This window comes from Streptococcus sp. 11273D007BT, assembly GCF_053547195.1.
Map to the genome: position 1 here is coordinate 1,186,066 of NZ_JBPWPE010000001.1, position 19,496 is coordinate 1,205,561.

Below are 19,496 nucleotides of genomic sequence, written 5' to 3' on the forward strand. Positions count from 1 at the left end.
TAAACTAGCAATTTACAACACGACTTCTTGTCGCACCTCATTTTCTGGGTCAACAATAATAATTTCAGTATCACTATCTGCTTCCTTGAGCTTAGTAGAGATGATTTCATGTTTTGTCGCCATCCCTTTTCCAGCTCCAGAAGTCCCTAAAATCAAACCTGACGGAGTATTTAACTTGCCACGGTCAATACTGATGATATTACTTGAGATTTGATTGATGCCATAAAATTTCCCACCCTTGTCCTGAATATCAACGGAAGTCCAAGGTGCATTCACGGTAATATTTGAAGTCAATAGAGACCGAGAAACACCTTCAAGATAGTTCTTCCCAAATGGCAAGAGACTATTAAAAGCAGCTTCTTGCATATAGGTCAAGTTATCGATAATCATATCATTAGACCCTGCCACTTGCTTGATAATATCAAGAGATTGTTTGAGTTGGTCTTCAGTATCCGCAAGCACGCCAATTAGAAATACGGTGTCAAACAGTTTATCTCCTGTTTGGGTCATGGTTTGAAGAAGAGCCTCAGCTTCATCGATGTTGTTCTCAAGAACATGCCCGACCTTCTCCAAATAGATACCTGTCCGAGCCATCTTTTGTTGTTCCCCAATCTTTTGCGATTCCATCAAGGTTTTCTTGGTTCGCAGCTTGGTCATGGTTTCAGACTTGGTAGAGCCTTTGGCATGTAGGCTAATCATCACTTCCAAATCTGACTGCATTAAGTCTCGAATAAATTTATCCCCTAACTCCATACCATAGTCACGAACATAAACAATCTGTAATAATCGATCGTCCAATTCAATATGATTCTTATGTTTAAAGGAAAGGTAGGTTGGGGCAATAAAGTGTTTGGTGGATTGACCTGAGAGGGTCAAATCCTTGTATGAGAACGGTGAATGATTTTCACCACGCAACATATCCGCAAGGACATTCACTCGCTCCTCTCCACCAAGTAAACCAAGAGATACAGCAATCTCTGAAAAGCCACTCTTGAAATATTCCCCAATCTGTGACAGAGAACGAAAAGCTAGTTTTGGTGTTTGGTCGCTCTTGCCAAATGAAAGAAACTTGACAGCTGAAAAGTTGTTCTCACCCGCCTCTAAGTTGGCATCCATCATGCGATTCAATTCATCACGATAAGCATCAAACCCATCTTCCTGCAAGGGATAGAGAATACTCTTACGGAATTTTTCCAGATTGACCTTTTGATTGAAAATGGTCAGTTGGAAATTGGTCTGATCATCCAGTGAATTGATTAAATCGGAATATTTCTCAACAATAGCTCCTTTATCGTCTAAGCCAACTGTTTGATAATTGACATCTCCTAAAAGATAGGTTTGTGAGAAATGGCTTGGACTGACCTGCATAAGGCCATTCTGAAAAAGCCCTTGATAGGCTAACGTATTTACGGTAGAAGGGCTGATTTCCTGTTTCTGTGTTTTCGTCTTTTGCTTTTTGTCATTAGAAGATGTCTTTGGTTTCATTGAGTGTTTTAATTTTTTCACGTTGGTCTCCTTTTCTTCTAGTAAATGTACGATCTGGTACTGTTAGTTCATAATGAAAACGGTACTTGAGGTAGGTTTCAAATGGTAAATCGTTGGGGCGATAGACCCCAAATAACATGAGTGGAATGGTAAAGCTAAAAACAAAACCATAGACAAACCAATCCCCAAATTGCCAGTAAAATAGGTTCAAGCCCAATACCAAAATGGTTATGGCGATGGCTGGAAATACAAAAATAACCTGTCTAGTTGTAAATCCCAGCCATGCTCTGTGTTGAACCTTTGAGATGTCCTTAAAGACACGTGTGTTCATAAATGTTCTCCAATCTAAGTAAGCTATAAAAAGAGGAGGCGGGCACTTTACTCCCTTCCTCCTACATCCCCAAAATACTTCGGGCGGTTCGTTGACTGCCAACTAAGGCAATGATTAACAAGATAGCCTGTACCAAGCCACCAAACATAATGGCGAGTGATTCCATAACTCCAGCTCCATTTGATACGGCAATCTTTCCAGCCGATTCAAACAAGGGAACAAGAGATACAATTAGAAAAATCAAAATACCTTGAACGGCATAGACCATGATGTTTTTAAGGTAACCAATCCCAACACTTCTCCAGTCATCACTAAGGAAGGTCGGAATGGTAACAGGGGCAAAAGGAATCATCAGATAGAGTTGGATAAAGCGAATGGTAATCAAGATATTGACTACCATGATGCTGGCCATTCGTACCAACCAAATGAGAATCGCAAAAAAGCCAATAATCATTTTTCCTACAATTCCAGATCCCTTAATGCCTGAGATGGTATCATAATTAGCACCACCATTCGTGACAAGACTTGCCACTTGTTCAATAACATAAGAGGCAATGGAAATAATGGCTTCCACAATAACCGTCGTATTGGTAATCACGACCGCGACCATGATGTAGCTGACAATCATAGGTGCCATGGCTTCAAAGGTCATTGCACCACCTGAGTTTGCGATTTTCTTGGCCATTTTTGAAAATTCGAGTACGAGAACAACCGCAAGAATAGCTACTCCCAAGGGCTGCATAATCCCCTTGGTAATGGCTGTCATGTAAGACCAAACCGTCGGATTAAAGTCCGCTAGTGACTTAACCAAGTTGGCGGTTGATTCTAAATCCACTTGAAACCCTTCAAAAAGGCTATCGCTAGACACTTTTTCAGAGGCTAGATATACAAAAGATGACGTAAAATTCATTATCATGTCATGTGCTGTCCTCCCCTAAATGGTAATCTGAGTCACAAAAGTACCCGCGGCTCCCACCATGACCCCACCAACAATTTCTAGAATGGCATTTCGGACACCTGGCCCACCATCTTTAATGTTGGTTGAAAGGTTGATAATGCCCATGACAACAAGAAAGGCTCCTACTGCAATTAAGCCTTTTTGTAATAGAGACATGGCTTGAGAGAACATAGAGCTGGCGTCCACTCCGTAAACAAAGCCTGTTAGTTTTTGATTCATATTTTTCCTCATTTCTATTAATGTAGTGACGTTTCTGTGCTTAAATCCCTTATTTTATGGCCTGACAAATCTACTTCTTCCTCAGCAGTTAGGAGATTAATGCGATAGTGCCACCAGCGTTCATCAGATTCCTTATCTGCAAGCCATTTCCAATTCTTATGTTTGAGTGGGAAATATTTCTTGGTCCGAAAAACAGGAACTCCTGCAATGCGTACAAGACACTCATCTCGTTTCATATTCCCTACTTCATCAGCCGTCATCAAGTCACGAGCAATTTTCTGGTGAGAGGTCGAACTTGAACCCGTCTGCCCAAAAGAGCGACTGCTACTTCTGACATCAATGGTTTGTTTACCTAGAAGACCACTCATAAATTTGAAAGTTTCCTCGTCATTTCCACCCAAATAGAGGAGGCTGTCACAGTTCCCCAGTATAGTTTTCCAAGCCTCTTTTTCCTTATAAAGTCCTTGGAGTTGAGCAATATTTTGCAAGATTGGAACTAGACTCATGTTCCTAGAGCGAACTGTTGAGGTTTGTTCGGCAAAGTCTGGGATTTCTCCGACATTCGCAAACTCATCCAGATAGCTTCTAACATGAATAGGCAGTTGCCCTTTAAAGTCAACATCAGCCTGTCTGGTCAAAGTGGAGAAAACCGTAGAGAAAAATAAAGCAGATAGGAAACGAAAGGTAGTGTCATTATCTGGAATAACAAGATAGACCATGGTCTTTTGAGTGCCCCACGTTTTCAAATCCATAGTGTCTCTTTGCGTCAAATCAATCACCGATTGGATATTAAAAAGGGCAAATTTAGCTGTTGTGACCGCAATCACCGAATCCAAGGTCTTGTCCTTATAGTTTTGGAAATCCGCCCAGTTTCGCATGGTAAAGTTTTCGTGACCATATTTTTTAGCATAATCTTCAAACAGGACTTCAAGAACACTTTTGTCCTGATTGTCTCCCTTTGATAAGAGTTTGATGAGTTTCCCAATCTCAGAAAAGGCTGGATAACGGCCATGCTTACGTCTTGCTTCCTGCTCTTGCTTGGAACTTCCTGGAGGATTGTAAAAATCCACCAAATAAGAGGCAATAGCTCTCACCAATGTCATGGAAGCCTCGTCCCAAAATGGATCACTGCGAGAACCAGACCCACGGGTATTGTTAAAATAGACCGTTAACATGCGGTTCAAATCATTCTCAGTTTCTACATAACGAAAGGGATTAAAACCGTCTGAATTGGTCATATTAACCAAGTCTAAAACCTTGACCTGATAACCGTTTTCTAAAAAGAGTTTACCTGTCTTCTCAGCCAAATGGTCTTTAGGATCTACGACAATATTGGAACAATTAAGTTGGATAAGGTTGGGTTTCACAAAGCGAAAGGTCTTACCTGCCCCAGAACCCCCAATGACAATCAAATTTTTATTTCGGTCAAACTGGGGTTTCTTCTTTTCAAACAAGGTTAGACGAACATCACGAGCCAAAATCGTGTCATTGAAAGGATTCTTACTGTAAAAGTTCCGCTTTTCCTTACTGGTTCCAAATCGTGCAGAACCGTATTCTTCCCCTTCTCGATAGACTTTCTGTCCTGTCGATACATAAAGATAGACTAGTGTCATCGTTAGAACCCCAAGGATAAAGGCAAGAAGAGATTTTTGAGTAAAGGAAAATAGCCATAAAGGATTGAAAACCTGATTTAACCCCTCTCCTAAGAGGTAGGCAATACGTTCCATAGGTGGGGCATTGGTTAAACTATCATAGAGCAGGGTTAGACGATGGCAGAAATAACCAAAGGCGAGCCCCAAGAGTCCAAAGACAAATGCTTTTTGCCTGGAATACATTACAAGGTCACCTCCTTGGTCTTGACTGCCGAAGGTTCTGTCACTCTAATTTTCTCTTTGGCCAGTTCTATCTCTTGATCCAAGGTTTTATCATAGGTTAAACCTTCTAACTTTTCTGGGTTAGACACCAGTTTCTTCAACAATTCATCTAAGTGATGATCAAGCAAGGTCTTATCCTTGGCATAGAAGTAGAGATAGTCTTTTTGCCAACTAATAGCAATCGGCAATTTTTCCGACTCCATCAACTCCTTAAATTTCTCCACATCAATTGGCTTATCTAGGATGTCTTTACTAACATTAATCCCTTCAATGGCATAAGGGCTTTGAAGGAGTTCTTCCAGTTTTTGAACTCCAATCTTATAAGCTGAATCTTGGGCTAAGACTTGCCTAGCCGACCATTCTAAGAGTTTTAAGAGGGTTCTGACTGTCAATAAACTACTTCTTTCTACGTATTGCATTGCTTGTCGTTCTTGTTGTTCAGATGACATGGTGACCTCCTCTTCTTTGGATTCCCTATCAAACATAAGGTGCTTCCATAATACGGAAGCACTCTTGATTTTGGTATCACAAGAAAGTTACGACATAAGCCAAACTATTCCAAAGTAAATGTAAGGCGATTGCCGTCATACAATCAGTTTTCAATCGAACAACAGCCAAGGTCAAGCCAAGACAGCTATACATGAGCCAACTCCCTAACTGATTAGGTCCATGGGATAGAACAAAGAGAAAACTGGTCACGCCTATTTGTTCAAAAGGGAATGTCAATTTTTCCCACAGCAATTGCCTATAAACAATCTCTTCAAGGAGACTTGCATTGACCAGAAACAATAAAAAGATAACATGAGGAACCTGTTTTCCAACTTCTACCAATACCGCTTGATTCCTAGTCTGAACTGAAAATAGGAAGCTGATGAAGACTGCAAAAGCAACCATAACCACAAAGCCAAGAAGAAACCATCTTAGGCGATTTCTTAAGGTTATATTTTTTGCTTGAACAGTTTTATGACGGGCAATTTCTAAGCAAGTCACACTTAATAGGACCAATTGTAGCAAGACTATACCCTCAATCGTCATATACTCTTGTAGGTATAAACTTAATAGAAAACCGTTAAGCTGTATGGCTAGATAAAACAACACTATCCTTATCATTGTCACCTCTTGAATAAATCTTCATAATCAATATCTAAGACTAGAACGATTCGCTCAACCCATCTAGTTTGTGGCATCAGACGATTGGATTTGTAATGTCGCAGTTTTTGATAAAGGCGATTAAACTCACTGGGATAGACATATTGACCTTTGAATACCTTTCGAGCTAGTTCTGCCCAAGTGATTTCTCTTTCTGAGAGTATGATTTCTAAATTATCCCAAAATCGTTCATTCATCTTCACACCTACCCTGTCACTTGTTTCATCAGACTGGCCTGAAACAGCTCTTCTTTTACCTGTCTGGGAAGAAAAGTTCGTACTTCGTCTAGCCCAATAGATGGATAGACGTGATTCTGACAAACAATGAGAGGCAGACGAAGGTTTTGGTCTGGCTTTTGGAGAATGAGCTGAATCATCTCATTCAAACTTATCGAATATTGACGCTTAAAGCGAAGAAATCGTGGCGACAGCAACTCAAAACAATCCGTGGTTTTGGCAAAGAGTGACAGTAAGATTTCACGGTTTACATCACACGCTTTTATACAACGATAAGTCACACCATAGGTCGTCAAAATGGTTAGTAAATCTTGATTTGTATTGGCATTATTTCCTAGATATACCTCAAGCATAGGCACCTCCTTATAGGGTTAGGCTATTTTCAACTGTTTGTTCAGGAGTTGAGAAATAGCGACTCATATCAATGGGCATCCGTCCTTCACCAAAGCACTTGACCGTCACTAAAGTCGTTAAAATGCCATCCTTTCCCCTAGCAGAATAATTTTCACCAAAGGCACGAAAGGCCAGGTGATTGTCTTTCGTCAATAGTGTATCTACACCATTTTTAATATCCCTAGTTTCCATAAAATCCGAAATCCGATGAAGATTGGATTCGTAGAATAGGGGATCATTCATCTCTTTGTGGTAATCATCTTCAAAAGTCACCTCAAAGTCACAATCAAAATTGGGGAGCGACAGTATCTTTTGTAATAGCTGATTGGTTTCAACTTGGTGAATACGTTCTTCTAATTCAGTACAATCTAGGATACTTTTCTTATGTAGTAGGTTCATGTTTTTCTTCCTCTTCCGTTCTTCTAAATTCTCTGGCAATGGCTTCAATAACTGTGACAGTCACGCTATTGCCGGCCTGTTTGTATAGTTGGCTCTTACTAGAAACACTCTCTGCTCTTTCATAAGCCCAGTCAGGAAAGCCTTGAAGTCTGAAGCACTCTCTTGGTGTCAGTCGTCTTATTCTCAAGCGATAAAGTTTCCCCTCTAAGACAATGCCTGTGACTTCATACCACTTATCCTGTCGATATTCCAAAGCAGCAACTACCACTCCCATATTGTCTGAAGTCGTCAGGGTATTGGATATTCCCTTTCCCACTCGTCCCCTACGTTTGGTTGAGTCTGGATAAGCCAGATTGACAGAGTCTCCAAGAGTTGCCTTTGCGTACCCTCTTTTTGTGGCTTCCTTGATCTTCAGAAATGGCAGCTCCTCCCTCAGCAAAATCTTTGGCACCTTGTCTCCACCTTGCATGGTGGTCAAGGTCGGTGACAAGCCAGAAATGTCAAATACTCTTCCAGTCTGGTCAAAGCTAGTCGGCAGATTTCCTGCGACAACAACCCCGTGTTTGTCTTGACTGGTCAAAGTAAACATAGGGTCTTGATTGTCCTTAAATCGACGACCATGTTGCCGTTTTTCAAGTCTATCTGGTGTTAAGACTGGAATGGCGATTTTTGCTCCCTCTCCTTTACCTCTCGTTAGTGTAGGAGCAAGTCCACTCGTCAGATAGACTTCACCATTCAAACCACGTTTAGATGGATTGATATTTCCTAGCCTTTCAAGATGAGCTGGGCTGTTTTCTCTTCTGAGAGGAAATATGAATCTGGGACGGTATCTTCTAGAATGTCCGATAATAAAGACCCGCTCTCTGTTTTGCGGGACTTGGAAGTCCTTACTGTTAAGCACCTGCCATTCGACATCATACCCCAATTCATCCATCGTGGAGAGGATTGTGGCGAACGTCCGTCCCTCGTCGTGATTGAGTAGGCCTTTGACGTTTTCCAAAAATAGAAAACGTGGTTGGATTTGTTTGGCCGCTCGAGCAATCTCAAAAAAGAGAGTACCTCGAGTATCTTCAAATCCCAGTCGTCTTCCTGCGAGTGAAAAAGCTTGGCAAGGAAATCCCCCGCAGATGATGTCCACTTGCCCTCTAAATTGTCTAAAGTCCTGGTCTGTGACCTCTTTAATGTCATGGTATTCTATTTCTCCTTCTGTGTTAAACATGGCTTTATAAGATGTTCTGGCGAATTTATCAATTTCACAAAAGCCCAGGCATTTATGACCCTGTGATTCCATCCCTAGCCTAAAACCGCCTATCCCAGCAAATAAATCTAAAAATTTCATTTTTCCTCTCTTTCCAACTAAAAAAGAGCCTTACACATGTAAAACTCTTGCTTATATATGATCATCCATTTCTGGTGCACGAATGATTTCAACAATCAAAATGATGATAGAAATCAGATAGATTCCGCCTAGTATCCACAAAATCACCTTATTCACCTCCCTTTACTTCTTGTCGTCTCAGTTGCTTGGTCCACTCTGATAGCACACCATTAAATACGTATTCAGCTATTACTTCCGCTGACCGAGCAAATCGCATATGTTCCAAAGCATACTGATAACGGTCACTAAAATAAATCATGGCATAGTCACTAGCTGACTGAGATAGACCTGTCTGTCTTAACTGGTCATGAACCAAACCCCAAATATAGTCTCGATCGTACTTGGTCACGCCATCGACTTTTGCAGTAAAGTTTTCTTCTTGTTTCTCATCTACCAGCTGTCTCTCCTCCTCATCCTCAATAAGGAAATCACTCCCTTTAGTTTCACTACATTTAGTCTCACTTCTTTCAGTCTCACTAGGGGCTGAATTTAAGACCGGCCCCGTCTTTCTTTGAGACCCCCCTAGTGTTTTTTTAACACTAGCCCCGTCTGTATGTAAGACTGGGGTATTATCATGTTCTAATTCCCCCAAGTAAATTTTATTTGCCATTCGACCTCTTTCACTAGAGGACTGTTGGACTTCATCAATTAAGCCATAGTCACGTAAGTTTTTTTTGATTGAAAGTAATTTTGACTTTGAACAGCCTAATAGTGCCATCAGATTTGAATTGGAATAAATCAAATAAATAGCCCCATCCTCATCAATCCAACCTTTACTCAAAGACAACTCCAACCGATCTTTTAAAACCGCGTAGGCTACCTTAACCTCCAGCTTCATATCCTTATAACGTTCACTCTCAAACAAGACTTTTGGGAGTTTATAATAACGCTCTGATGTCTGATACTGATTAGCGGTAATACGTTTCATGATTATCCCTCCAAGACTAAAAGTCCAACATTTCCGAATTCATCAAATCGGATTAAACCTACTTGTTCCAATTCATCAACCAGATGAGTTGCTTTCTCAATATCAACTCCTAAAATAGCCACGAGATGGCACATCACGATTTGGCGTGATGATTTTTCCTTCTTTTGCATGATTACCTCCAAAACGCAAAAAAAGGGGTAGACAATTTAATGTCTACCCCCCGAAAATTTATTAAAACAAAAATCCTGCCAAAGAATTTTTGGCAGGATTTTTGGCAGGAAACCAAATCAATTTATCAGTTTCTATCAATCGCTTATCGCTCTCAAAGACTGGTAAATAGGGATTCCGCAATCTAATTATGATGTGACTCTTATTTAAGAGTAACTGAAGCGCCTGCTTCTTCAAGTTTAGCTTTGATATCTTCAGCTTCAGCTGCAGCAACACCTTCTTTGATAACTTCAGGTGCACCATCAACAAGAGCTTTAGCTTCTTTAAGACCAAGACCTGTGATTTCACGAACAACTTTGATAACGCCAACTTTTTTGTCGCCTGCAGATGTCAATTCAACGTCGAATGAATCTTTAGCAGCGCCAGCGTCAGCAGCACCAGCTGCAGCAACCGCTACAGGAGCAGCCGCAGTTACACCAAATTCTTCTTCGATAGCTTTTACAAGATCGTTAAGCTCAAGGATTGAAGCTTCTTTAATTTCAGCAATAATGTTTTCAATGTTCAATGCCATTGTGATTTCCTCCAAATTTTGTTTTTAATATTAAATAGGTTGTAGCATTAAGCTACTAAAGGCGCTATTAAGCAGCGTCTTCTTCTTTGTTGTCTGCAACCGCTTTGACTGCAAGAGCAACATTGCGAACTGGCGCTTGAAGTACAGATAGGAGCATTGAAAGAAGTCCTTCTCTGTTTGGTAATGTCGCAAGAGCAACGATTTCTTCTTTTGAAGAAACTGCGCCTTCGATAGCACCACCTTTGATTTCAAGTGCTTCAGCTTCTTTTGTAAAGTCGTTGATAACTTTAGCTGGTGCAATAACATCTTCATTTGAAAATGCGATAGCAGTTGGTCCAACGAAAATCTCAGACAGGCTTTCAAGACCAGCTTTTTCAGCAGCACGACGTAAAATTGAGTTTTTAACAACTTTAAACTCAACATCGTTTTCACGAAGATTACGACGAAGAACAGTATCTTGCTCTACTGTCAAACCACGTGAATCTACAACAACGATAGATGCAGCTGCTTTCATTTTTTCAGCATAAATTTCAACCAATTCAGCTTTTTTAGCAATACTTGCTTGACTCATTAGTGTTTTACCTCCGTAATTATTTTGGGCTGGATTGTTTCAATAAAAAAACGTATCCAAACCTAGACACGAAAGTACAATACGTTCTTTTTAATGACGTTTTGTGCCTCGGCAGGATTATTATGAGCACGCTCCCCTGCTGTCTTAGGTCAGTTTTATTTCAAAACCTTTTATATAATATCATGTCTAGATACTCTTGTCAATACTTTTTATTAATTTTTTTTAAACCGTATGTAGCATTACAATAGATGTGAGACTTCTAGAAGTAAAAAAGAAGATTCCCTGATATGATAAGAGTACCACCACTCATCAAAAAGGAATCTTCTCATGACTAGTATATCACAAAATCTTCGCTATTTACCACACACTCTGGAAACACGTTACCACGCTGTTAAAACCTACCAAAATGGTGCTTCTGTCGCCTTCATCTGTCGACGATACAAGGTCTCAAAAGCCTCTCTTATGCGCTGGAATAAGCGTTTTGATGGAACCAAAGAATCACTGAAAATCGATCCCATCGACCTCTAACACCACATCCAAAGACTCGTACCCAGCAAGAGCTGACATGGATTAAAAATTGCATCAAAAGAAATCCAAACGCAACCCTCATCGAAATCTTCTACAAGCTCAAAACCAACAAGGGATATGATAGACACCCTTGCTCACTCTTTCGAATCTTGAGAAAACTGGACTTCTTCAAATCCCCTAAAACAAAGCAAAAACCTTATGTACCGAAACCATATGACACTCCTACTAAACTCGGAATCAAGTGGCAGATGGATGTCAAATACGTACCAACTCACTGCTACACAGGAAAACTACCTGACAAGTTCTACCAGTACACCGTCATTGATGAAGCCAGTCGTGAACGCTTTATATTCCCTTTCAAAGAGCAGTCGTCCTACTCAACCGTTCAATTTCTCAAAATGGCGATTAAACACTTTGGATACAAACCCAAAATCCTCCAAACGGATAATGGCTTTGAGTTCACTCATTTCAAAGAGACCAAACACGTTAACCCACTTGACTTACTCTGTCAGGAACTTGGTATTGAGCACAAGTTGATTCGTCCTCGAACACCCAGACATAATGGAAAGGTGGAGCGTAGTCATCGAAATGACAATCGACGTTTCTACCAGCACTTGACCTTCTATTCCTATGACGATCTCATCAAGCAGATGAAAACCTATCTTTATCGTTCTAATCGACTCCCTATGCAAACTTTAGGCTGGAAATCTCCTATCGATATCAGAAAAGCTTTACTAGGAGCTAGCTCCTAGTAAAGCTTAACAAATGGATAACTTCAAAATCACCTTTTCGTCTCACATCATTGACAAAGGTACATATATTATTTAAAAATTTTTAGTTTTCTTTAGCATCCTATATAAGCAGACTCAAACAAAAGTCTAAACTCTTCTAGTTTTTCATCAGCATATAAATCTAATATAACATTATTATCATTGTAGTATTTAACCGTCTCTTCAAACTCTGTATATAAGTTTCCCATCTCCAAATTTGATTCTTTTATTTGTTTGAACTCGTTTTTTATTAAGTCATACGGATTGTCAAAACAATGCAATAATAATGTAACTACCCCATTATTCTTATTATAATATAGTCAATTGAATCAAAAATAGGAAAATGGGAAACAGATCGATTAACAGAATGATTCTATATAACCCCAATTATTTATTGTACTAATATTGATTCATTCCGATATGAAATCGTTTTCGTATAGAAAGCTAAAATCGGTTGCGACAGAAACTATCTCAACCATCTTTTTTAATAGTAGTAACAGATTGATGCAGTGGTTAATCTGAACTCATTTTTTATAAATCAAATGGCTCCAATTTCTTTAACAGTGTCTCTTTATTTATACTTTCCCAATAATTAAAATAAATTACAGAAATGCCATTTTCCTTACTTAGTTTTAATTTTTCCTTATCTCTATTAACTGTTTCTATATACGACTCTTCTCCTCCAAAAAAATTAATTGGCTCAAAATGTTGTTTACCTTGATATTCAATTGCTATTTTCTTTTCTGAAATGTAAATATCATATGGCATCCTCCCCCCATTTGAACTAGTCAAAAACAAAGGATTATGTTGATATAAAATTCTATAATTTGGAAATTGCTTTTTCACTAATTCATATAAATTAAATTCTGAAACCCAGCGTGTTGGAGCTATTTGGTAATTTTCTTTTTTACATTCTTTGTACACAACATCCCAATCTACATTAACATATTTTTCTAGCCACTCTGTCCAGGTAGTATTATATTTATCATAATGTTCAACTTCGAAATATGTAAGGTGTAATTCTAAAGCAGACTTCATATCTATTTCAGACCAGCTTTTTAGTGCAGAATTTAGTTTATTTAAGTCTGATCTATAAATAAAATTATCAGGAAATTCACCATAATTAATGACCTTCCTACAAATAGTATTCAATTTTGCTAATGGTCTTCTATTATCCTTTCCTATAATAAATCGCTCTTTACTACCACTTTTCGATTCAAACTCACAGAATAAATAGTTATATCTGATACCCGGCCATCTATTAAAACGCTCACTTAAGCGTAACTTTGGAGAGTAAGAGTCAAACTCTACAATTGTTTTTGTATATTCTAGCAGGCACCTCTCTATATAGTTAAAACCAATAAATTTTTCATATGTAATGATATCTTCTAGATTTCTTCTTCTAGTTTTTCTACTAACTTTTTTTAAATAAAGAGAATGTTCATAATAATTTCCTATTTCATTAGGAGATAATTCAATAATAGCTGCCCCCGCATAGATTTCATATTCATTACGTGGCTTTTGACGAAAAAATTCACTTGAATATTTCTGTTTTAAAAACAAGATACACAAACTATCATTTATAATATAAATAGTCTCATTAGGATTAACTTGAACTATTTCTATTTCAAATCCATCTAATTCTTCATAAAAAAGCTCTTCAAAAATATCTAACTCTTCACTTGTATATGCCATAATCAGAACTCCCTATATCTACTTTTAATAACTTAATTATAGCAAAAATATTACAACTCAGGCAATACAATTAAATTTGATAGATTACTCTCAAAAATTTTCCACAGTTGACACTGTGGAAACTAATATTACTTTCATGAGAATTTGTTATTATCTTTTGGTGCAAATCTAGATATTTACCATTAACACTAGATACCTATTAATCAGTACAAATATCAACTGACATTTAAGCTAAATTTTTAAATTTTCACCATATCAATTGAATATACCAACTAATAATTGCATATTGTGATAAAAGAGGTAGTATTTCCGAAGCATCCGATGTGTTTCAAATTTCACGCAATACCATTTATCAATGGCTAAAACTAAAAGAGAAAACCGGAGAGCTGAATCATCAAGCAAAAGTAACAAACCAAGAAAAGTTGATAGAGATAGACTCAAAAACTATCTTAATGACCATCCAGATGCTTATTTGACTGAAATAGCTTCTGAATTTGAATGTCATCCAACGGCGATTCACTATGCACTCAAAGCTATGGGATATACTCGAAAAAAAAGAACCACACTTACTACGAACAAGATCCAGAAAAAGTAGCTTTATTTCTTGAAAATTTTAATCGTTTAAAGCACTTAACACCTGTTTATATTGATGAAACAGGGTTCGATACTTATTTTTATCGAGAATATGGTCGCTCATTAAGAGGTCAACTCCCTCCTCCAAGAGAAGATGAATCGAGGGGGGATGAAAATTTTTAATTCCTCAAGAGTAATCTCTCCGTAGGCTCCATTATACTCAGGACCGTCTGCTAAATAGGCAGCATAAGGCCCCACATCTCAAGAAATCAGTGGGTAACAACGTTCCTCTTTTTTTCCATCAGAAAGCTCCCCCATATCTCCCTCCATGCATACTTAGCAAACATCACTGTCATGAATTCTTAAAAAGATGTTATACGGATTTTATAGAGCTTAACATAGTTTTCAACTATAACAAATAGAGCTTAACACGATATCACACCTGGTTAAGCTCTGTTTTTATATCATAAATGTTCTAAAATTATATCCCATGATCGATCTAAGCCTTCTTTGTTAACAGACGAGAAGATGATAAAGGCATCTGATGAATCAAAGTTCAATTTTTTCTTGATAGCCGACTCATGTTTGTTCCACTTTCCTCGAGGAACCTTATCAGCTTTAGTAGCGACCACAATGACAGGAATTTCATAATATTTCAGAAATTCATACATCTGAACATCATCTGCCGATGGATCGTGACGTAAATCAACCAAACTCACAACAGCCCGCAGGTTATCACGACTAGTCAAATATTCCTCAATCATTTTCCCCCACTTAGCACGCTCAGCCTTTGAGACTTTAGCATACCCATAACCAGGAACATCAACAAAACGCAACTTCCCATCAATGTCATAAAAATTCAACAATTGTGTCTTACCTGGTTTACTAGAAGTGCGAGCAAGATTTTTACGCCCCAAAAGTGTATTAATAAAACTAGACTTGCCTACATTTGAACGACCTGCAAGCGCTACTTCAGGTAAGTCATCCTGTGGGTAATGTGCCTTTGAGGCTGCACTCAAAAGAATGGAAGCATTATGTGTATTTAAAACTTCTTCTGACATAAGACCTCCTAAGCCGTTTCTAAAATTGGTTTATCAGTGCCCTCAACTGCAGCTTTAGTGATACGAACAGCCTGAACATCCTCTTGACTAGGGACCTCAAACATAACATCAAGCATAGTCTCTTCGATAATAGAACGAAGTCCTCTAGCACCTGTTTTACGTTCAATAGCTTTGGCCGCGATGGCTTGAAGGGCATCCTCGTCAAATTCTAATTCTACTCCATCATAGGATAAGAGTGTTTTATATTGTTTGACTAAAGCATTTTTAGGCTCTGTTAAAATCATCACAAGATCATCCACTGTCAGTTGCTCTAAGGCAGCAAATACGGGTAAACGACCGATAAATTCTGGAATTAGTCCAAATTTTTGAATATCCTCAGAGATAATTTCTTGCATATAAGAACCATCTTCATCAATTTTACGGTTATTTTGACCAAATCCGATAACTTTTTCACCTAAGCGTTGTTTAACGATTTCTTCTATACCATCAAAAGCACCACCAACGATAAATAAAATATTTTTTGTATCAATTTGAATCATTTCTTGTTGAGGATGTTTTCTCCCTCCCTGAGGAGGGACACTAGCAACTGTTCCCTCTATAATTTTCAAAAGAGCTTGTTGGACGCCTTCACCTGATACGTCACGAGTAATTGAAACATTTTCCCCTTTTTTAGCAATTTTATCAATTTCATCGACGTAAATAATGCCACGCTCTGCACGTTCAATATTAAAGTCAGCTGCTTGAATAAGTTTTAACAAGATATTTTCAACATCTTCACCAACATAACCTGCCTCTGTTAAAGCAGTTGCATCAGCAATTGCAAATGGGACATTCAAACTTTTAGCTAAGGTTTGAGCTAAAAAAGTTTTACCTGATCCTGTCGGACCAATCATCAAAATATTAGACTTTTGCAAATCAACATCAGTCTCATCGGCATTTTCTTTAAAGTTCACTCGTTTGTAATGATTATAAACTGCAACAGCTAAGGCACGTTTGGCACGCTCTTGACCAACCACATATTGATTTAAAATATCGAGTAATTCTTTTGGCTTAGGTGTCTCAGCTAAGTCAGCCAAGACATCTTCTGCTAGTTCTTCTCTAATAATTTCTTGCGATAACTCAACACACTCGTTACAAATAAAAACATTATTACCCGCAATGATTTTCTTTACTTCTTCTTGACTTTTACCACAAAAAGAGCAATGAAACATAAGATCTGTTGTATTTGTCATGATATCCTCTAAACTTTAATTTTCTAAAATAGTGTTCCATAAAAGGCATGGATGGTATTAACAATATTTGTAAAGGCATTTAGGAGTAGAAAAATCCCTAAGCCATAGCGTCTTTTTTGAAATGCTGGAATAGCACACAAGAGACAAATCACAAATAAAAATGCCGTAAAAACGCCGAAAATACTTCTTTGCATTTATTTACTCTCTTACTTTTCTTATATAATGTAAAACTGTGAAAGCATAAGGATTTCCATCATCTTTGTCATAAAAAACCTCAGAGACTTTTTGATAATCATCTAAATTGATATCGCTTGGAAAATAAGTATCACCTTCAAAACAAGCGTGAATCTTTGTCACAATGAGTTCATCATAAACATCCTTAAAGGCTGCATAAACATGGCTTCCACCAGTGATAAACAACGTTTTATCTTGTTGATGGTACCAGGTTAAAACTTCATCAATGGAATGGAAAACCTGAGTTCCCAAGACCTGAAAAGATTGATCACGCGTTAAGATTAGAGTTTCTCTTCCTGGTAAAAGACGTCTTTTCATTCCATCAAAGGTAACACGCCCCATCAAAATCGCCTCTCCCATAGTGGTTTTCTTAAAATGTTGGAGTTCTTTTGGCAAGTGCCATGGCATTTTTTGATTTGATCCAATTAATCGATTTTCATCTTCTGCCCAAATGGCAACTAGTTTCTTGCTCATCCTATCTCCTAAAATGCTTTTTTTCTATTTTATCAAAACTCTAGTGAAAATGCATTTGAAAAAATTTTCTCTGCTCTAAATTGCTAAATCAAATTTCAATTGTGGTTTAACTGGATCATAATCAAGTAATACAAAATCTTCAGGTTTAATCTCAAAAAAATTGGTCTTATCAGGCACGTTTAAGACTAAATGTGGCGAGCAACTCGAAGGCTGACGACGTAGTAATTCCTTAGCTTGTTCAAATTGATTATCATAGATATGTAAGTTATTAACAAAATAAAAGAATTTGCCAACTTTCCAACCAAAATGCTTTGCAATCATCATTTGAAGGGCAACATATTGCATGGCATTGATGTGATGAGCAACGAGCATATCATTAGAACGTTGAGTAAGAGTTGCATCAAGATAGATCTCTTCCCCTACTCGTCTAACATCAAACATCGTTTGAAAGGCACATGGAAGTAAGCCAGCTGAAGTATCAAACGCCTCATAATCCCATAAAGAAATGACATTACGTCTATTCCAAGGATTTTCCTCTAATTGCTTTAAAATTTTATTGATGATGTCGTGTTTTTTAACAATCGCTCCGTATCGCTCTCCGATATGACCGCTTTTATCAACTTCCCAATCATTCCAATACTTGACACCATATTTATTATTTAAAACAGATAAATCGTTAGTTTGATCTTGATAAATCCAAAAAATTTCCTTAATAGCTGATTTAATGGCAATAGGACGCAGGGTCGTAATGGGAAACTCACCTTTTGAAAGATCATATTCTGCAAAAGAGCCTGTAATATATTTCGAATTAGCTGATGTCCCATCTTTATACTTAGGTCTAGCTTGCTCACTCCAAACACCCTCATCCATAATCTTTTGAATATTTTCTTTGAAAATTTGATCTGCTTTAGTCATCATAGCCCCCCTATTTTTTTCACTTTGCTTATTCTATCTAAATTTAAAAGAAAAATCTACTAAAAATATTGCTAACGAAATGACTTACTTTGATGACTCAATGTTTATTTTCATCCATTCCATCAAAATATGATAGAATGAAAGTATTAATGACTTTATTTTAGAGGAGTAAGATTTTTCTTATGACAATCGGAATTGATAAAATTGGTTTTTCAACCAGTCACTATGTACTAAAGATGAGCGATTTGGCCCAAGCAAGAGGGGAAGATCCTAAAAAATTTAGCCAAGGCTTGATGCTAGATGCCCTTAGCATTACACCTATAACTGAAGATATTATCACATTAGCTAGTTCTGCCGCTTCTGAAATTTTAGACGATCTTGACAAACAAGCTATTGATATGGTGATTTTTGCTACTGAATCAAGCCTTGATCAAAGTAAGGCAGCAGCCGTTTATGTACACGGTTTATTGGGAATTCAACCCTTTGCGCGTTCAATTGAGATGAAAGAAGCTTGCTATAGCGCTACTGCTGCGCTTAACTATGCCAAATTACACATTGAAAAACACCCTGAATCCAAAGTTCTAGTTTTAGCAAGCGATATTGCAAAATATGGCATTGCATCAGCAGGAGAATCCACACAGGGTGCTGGAGCGATTGCCATGTTGGTTAGCCAAAATCCACGCATCTTGGCATTAAATGATGATAACCTAGCTCAAACACGCGATATTATGGATTTTTGGCGTCCCAACTATTCCGATACACCATATGTCAATGGCATGTATTCGACTAAACAATATCTTGATTGCTTAAAAACAACTTGGATTGAGCATCGAAAGCGCTTTAACTCAACTCTATCAGATTATGCAGCTTTTTGTTTCCATATTCCATTCCCTAAACTAGCTCAAAAAGGTCTTCAAAAAATTATGGATAAACAGTTATCCGAAAACAGAAAGACCCTTCTAATCCAAAATTTTCAAGAGAGTATTGCCTATAGTCGCCAAGTCGGAAATATCTACACAGGCTCTCTTTACCTTGGATTTTTATCTCTATTAGAAAATAGCCAAAATTTAAAGTCTGGCGATAAAATCGGGTTCTTTAGCTATGGTAGCGGAGCAGTTTGTGAGATCTTCTCAGGACAGTTAGTTGATGGCTTTCAAGATCAACTCAAGCCATCTCGTCTTGAGCAATTAAGTCAGCGAACATCACTTTCAGTTAAAGAGTATGAGGAGATGTTCTATGAGGAAACTCAATTAGATCAAGATGGCAATGCTTGTTTTAGACAATATCAAACAGGACCATTTGCCCTAACTGCTATCACCGAACATCAAAGACAATACCAAAAAGTATAATCATT

Annotated in this window: 23 protein-coding genes, 2 pseudogenes and 1 other annotated feature; of the genes and pseudogenes, 3 read left to right on the forward strand and 22 right to left on the reverse strand. The window is 37.9% G+C overall.

The genetic code is table 11. The features are described from left to right. Positions 1–12 precede the first annotated feature (12 nt). From ACEE75_RS06040 to rplJ, 15 genes are all read right to left on the reverse strand, one after another. The gene (locus ACEE75_RS06040; protein ID WP_024381324.1) at positions 13–1,485 is read right to left on the reverse strand and encodes a VirB4-like conjugal transfer ATPase, CD1110 family; all 1,473 of its coding nucleotides are present in this window, start codon (positions 1,483–1,485) and stop codon (positions 13–15) included. Continuing rightward, positions 1,463–1,816, reverse strand: a complete 354-nt coding sequence (locus ACEE75_RS06045; protein WP_449164754.1) for a PrgI family protein — start codon at positions 1,814–1,816, stop codon at positions 1,463–1,465. The genes ACEE75_RS06040 and ACEE75_RS06045 overlap by 23 nt, the downstream gene beginning before the upstream one ends. A 61-nt stretch (positions 1,817–1,877) precedes the next feature. Beyond that, positions 1,878–2,732, reverse strand: a complete 855-nt coding sequence (locus ACEE75_RS06050) for a conjugal transfer protein TrbL (protein ID WP_449164755.1) — start codon at positions 2,730–2,732, stop codon at positions 1,878–1,880. A gap of 18 nt (positions 2,733–2,750) precedes the next feature. After that, entirely contained in the window at positions 2,751–2,993 is a 243-nt protein-coding gene (locus ACEE75_RS06055; RefSeq protein ID WP_001072183.1) for a hypothetical protein, read from the reverse strand. A 17-nt stretch (positions 2,994–3,010) separates the two neighbouring features. Continuing rightward, positions 3,011–4,828: a VirD4-like conjugal transfer protein, CD1115 family gene (locus ACEE75_RS06060; RefSeq protein WP_449164756.1), complete on the reverse strand. Its 1,818-nt coding sequence runs from the start codon at positions 4,826–4,828 to the stop codon at positions 3,011–3,013. Beyond that, positions 4,828–5,316 (reverse strand): hypothetical protein, encoded by a 489-nt coding sequence (locus ACEE75_RS06065; protein ID WP_000093701.1) that lies wholly within the window; start codon positions 5,314–5,316, stop codon positions 4,828–4,830. The genes ACEE75_RS06060 and ACEE75_RS06065 overlap by 1 nt, the downstream gene beginning before the upstream one ends. A 76-nt stretch (positions 5,317–5,392) precedes the next feature. Then, the gene (locus ACEE75_RS06070; protein ID WP_449164757.1) at positions 5,393–5,977 is read right to left on the reverse strand and encodes a CPBP family intramembrane glutamic endopeptidase; all 585 of its coding nucleotides are present in this window, start codon (positions 5,975–5,977) and stop codon (positions 5,393–5,395) included. A 2-nt stretch (positions 5,978–5,979) separates the two neighbouring features. Beyond that, positions 5,980–6,213: a hypothetical protein gene (locus ACEE75_RS06075; RefSeq protein WP_014621275.1), complete on the reverse strand. Its 234-nt coding sequence runs from the start codon at positions 6,211–6,213 to the stop codon at positions 5,980–5,982. A gap of 8 nt (positions 6,214–6,221) precedes the next feature. After that, positions 6,222–6,605 (reverse strand): hypothetical protein, encoded by a 384-nt coding sequence (locus ACEE75_RS06080; protein ID WP_016480096.1) that lies wholly within the window; start codon positions 6,603–6,605, stop codon positions 6,222–6,224. 10 nt (positions 6,606–6,615) lie between these two features. Further along, positions 6,616–7,044 (reverse strand): hypothetical protein, encoded by a 429-nt coding sequence (locus ACEE75_RS06085; protein ID WP_029175155.1) that lies wholly within the window; start codon positions 7,042–7,044, stop codon positions 6,616–6,618. Next, the gene (gene dcm, locus ACEE75_RS06090) at positions 7,028–8,383 is read right to left on the reverse strand and encodes a DNA (cytosine-5-)-methyltransferase (protein WP_449164758.1); all 1,356 of its coding nucleotides are present in this window, start codon (positions 8,381–8,383) and stop codon (positions 7,028–7,030) included. The genes ACEE75_RS06085 and dcm overlap by 17 nt, the downstream gene beginning before the upstream one ends. A 148-nt stretch (positions 8,384–8,531) precedes the next feature. Beyond that, positions 8,532–9,350 carry a replication initiator protein A gene (locus ACEE75_RS06095; protein ID WP_024401260.1) on the reverse strand — a complete coding sequence of 273 codons (819 nt, stop codon included), beginning with the start codon at positions 9,348–9,350 and terminating at the stop codon, positions 8,532–8,534. A 2-nt stretch (positions 9,351–9,352) separates the two neighbouring features. Next, positions 9,353–9,520, reverse strand: coding sequence for a hypothetical protein (locus tag ACEE75_RS06100; RefSeq protein WP_032499127.1), 168 nt, complete (start codon positions 9,518–9,520; stop codon positions 9,353–9,355). Between the two features lie 200 nt (positions 9,521–9,720). Further along, positions 9,721–10,089 (reverse strand): 50S ribosomal protein L7/L12, encoded by a 369-nt coding sequence (rplL, locus tag ACEE75_RS06105; RefSeq protein ID WP_354368551.1) that lies wholly within the window; start codon positions 10,087–10,089, stop codon positions 9,721–9,723. Positions 10,090–10,156: 67 nt separating this feature from the next. Continuing rightward, positions 10,157–10,660, reverse strand: coding sequence for a 50S ribosomal protein L10 (gene rplJ / locus ACEE75_RS06110; RefSeq protein WP_354368549.1), 504 nt, complete (start codon positions 10,658–10,660; stop codon positions 10,157–10,159). A gap of 35 nt (positions 10,661–10,695) precedes the next feature. Continuing rightward, positions 10,696–10,827: a sequence feature (ribosomal protein L10 leader region), on the reverse strand. Positions 10,828–10,987: 160 nt separating this feature from the next. Between rplJ and ACEE75_RS06115 the strand changes: the two are divergent. Next, positions 10,988–11,940: pseudogene (locus ACEE75_RS06115) on the forward strand (DDE-type integrase/transposase/recombinase). A gap of 92 nt (positions 11,941–12,032) precedes the next feature. On the opposite strand, the gene ACEE75_RS06120 reads toward ACEE75_RS06115, so the two are convergent. Next, positions 12,033–12,167, reverse strand: coding sequence for a hypothetical protein (locus tag ACEE75_RS06120; protein WP_447574534.1), 135 nt, complete (start codon positions 12,165–12,167; stop codon positions 12,033–12,035). Positions 12,168–12,489: 322 nt separating this feature from the next. Further along, positions 12,490–13,653: a hypothetical protein gene (locus ACEE75_RS06125; RefSeq protein ID WP_447574535.1), complete on the reverse strand. Its 1,164-nt coding sequence runs from the start codon at positions 13,651–13,653 to the stop codon at positions 12,490–12,492. Between the two features lie 263 nt (positions 13,654–13,916). On the opposite strand from ACEE75_RS06125, the pseudogene ACEE75_RS06130 reads away from it, so the two are divergent. Beyond that, positions 13,917–14,364 (forward strand): annotated as a pseudogene (locus ACEE75_RS06130) (IS630 transposase-related protein); the annotation flags it as partial. Between the two features lie 326 nt (positions 14,365–14,690). On the opposite strand, the gene yihA reads toward ACEE75_RS06130, so the two are convergent. The 5 genes from yihA to ACEE75_RS06155 form a co-directional block, all read right to left on the reverse strand. Continuing rightward, the gene (gene yihA / locus ACEE75_RS06135; RefSeq protein WP_354368543.1) at positions 14,691–15,287 is read right to left on the reverse strand and encodes a ribosome biogenesis GTP-binding protein YihA/YsxC; all 597 of its coding nucleotides are present in this window, start codon (positions 15,285–15,287) and stop codon (positions 14,691–14,693) included. Between the two features lie 8 nt (positions 15,288–15,295). Next, the gene (gene clpX, locus ACEE75_RS06140; protein ID WP_447574536.1) at positions 15,296–16,519 is read right to left on the reverse strand and encodes an ATP-dependent Clp protease ATP-binding subunit ClpX; all 1,224 of its coding nucleotides are present in this window, start codon (positions 16,517–16,519) and stop codon (positions 15,296–15,298) included. Between the two features lie 23 nt (positions 16,520–16,542). Then, positions 16,543–16,713 carry a hypothetical protein gene (locus tag ACEE75_RS06145; RefSeq protein ID WP_354368539.1) on the reverse strand — a complete coding sequence of 57 codons (171 nt, stop codon included), beginning with the start codon at positions 16,711–16,713 and terminating at the stop codon, positions 16,543–16,545. Between the two features lie 4 nt (positions 16,714–16,717). Further along, positions 16,718–17,227 (reverse strand): dihydrofolate reductase, encoded by a 510-nt coding sequence (locus ACEE75_RS06150; protein ID WP_447574537.1) that lies wholly within the window; start codon positions 17,225–17,227, stop codon positions 16,718–16,720. Between the two features lie 75 nt (positions 17,228–17,302). Further along, the gene (locus tag ACEE75_RS06155) at positions 17,303–18,142 is read right to left on the reverse strand and encodes a thymidylate synthase (RefSeq protein ID WP_447574538.1); all 840 of its coding nucleotides are present in this window, start codon (positions 18,140–18,142) and stop codon (positions 17,303–17,305) included. Between the two features lie 182 nt (positions 18,143–18,324). On the opposite strand from ACEE75_RS06155, the gene ACEE75_RS06160 reads away from it, so the two are divergent. Then, on the forward strand, positions 18,325–19,491 hold the full coding sequence (locus tag ACEE75_RS06160; RefSeq protein WP_447574539.1) for a hydroxymethylglutaryl-CoA synthase: 1,167 nt from the start codon (positions 18,325–18,327) through the stop codon (positions 19,489–19,491). The last annotated feature ends 5 nt before the right edge of the window (positions 19,492–19,496 follow it).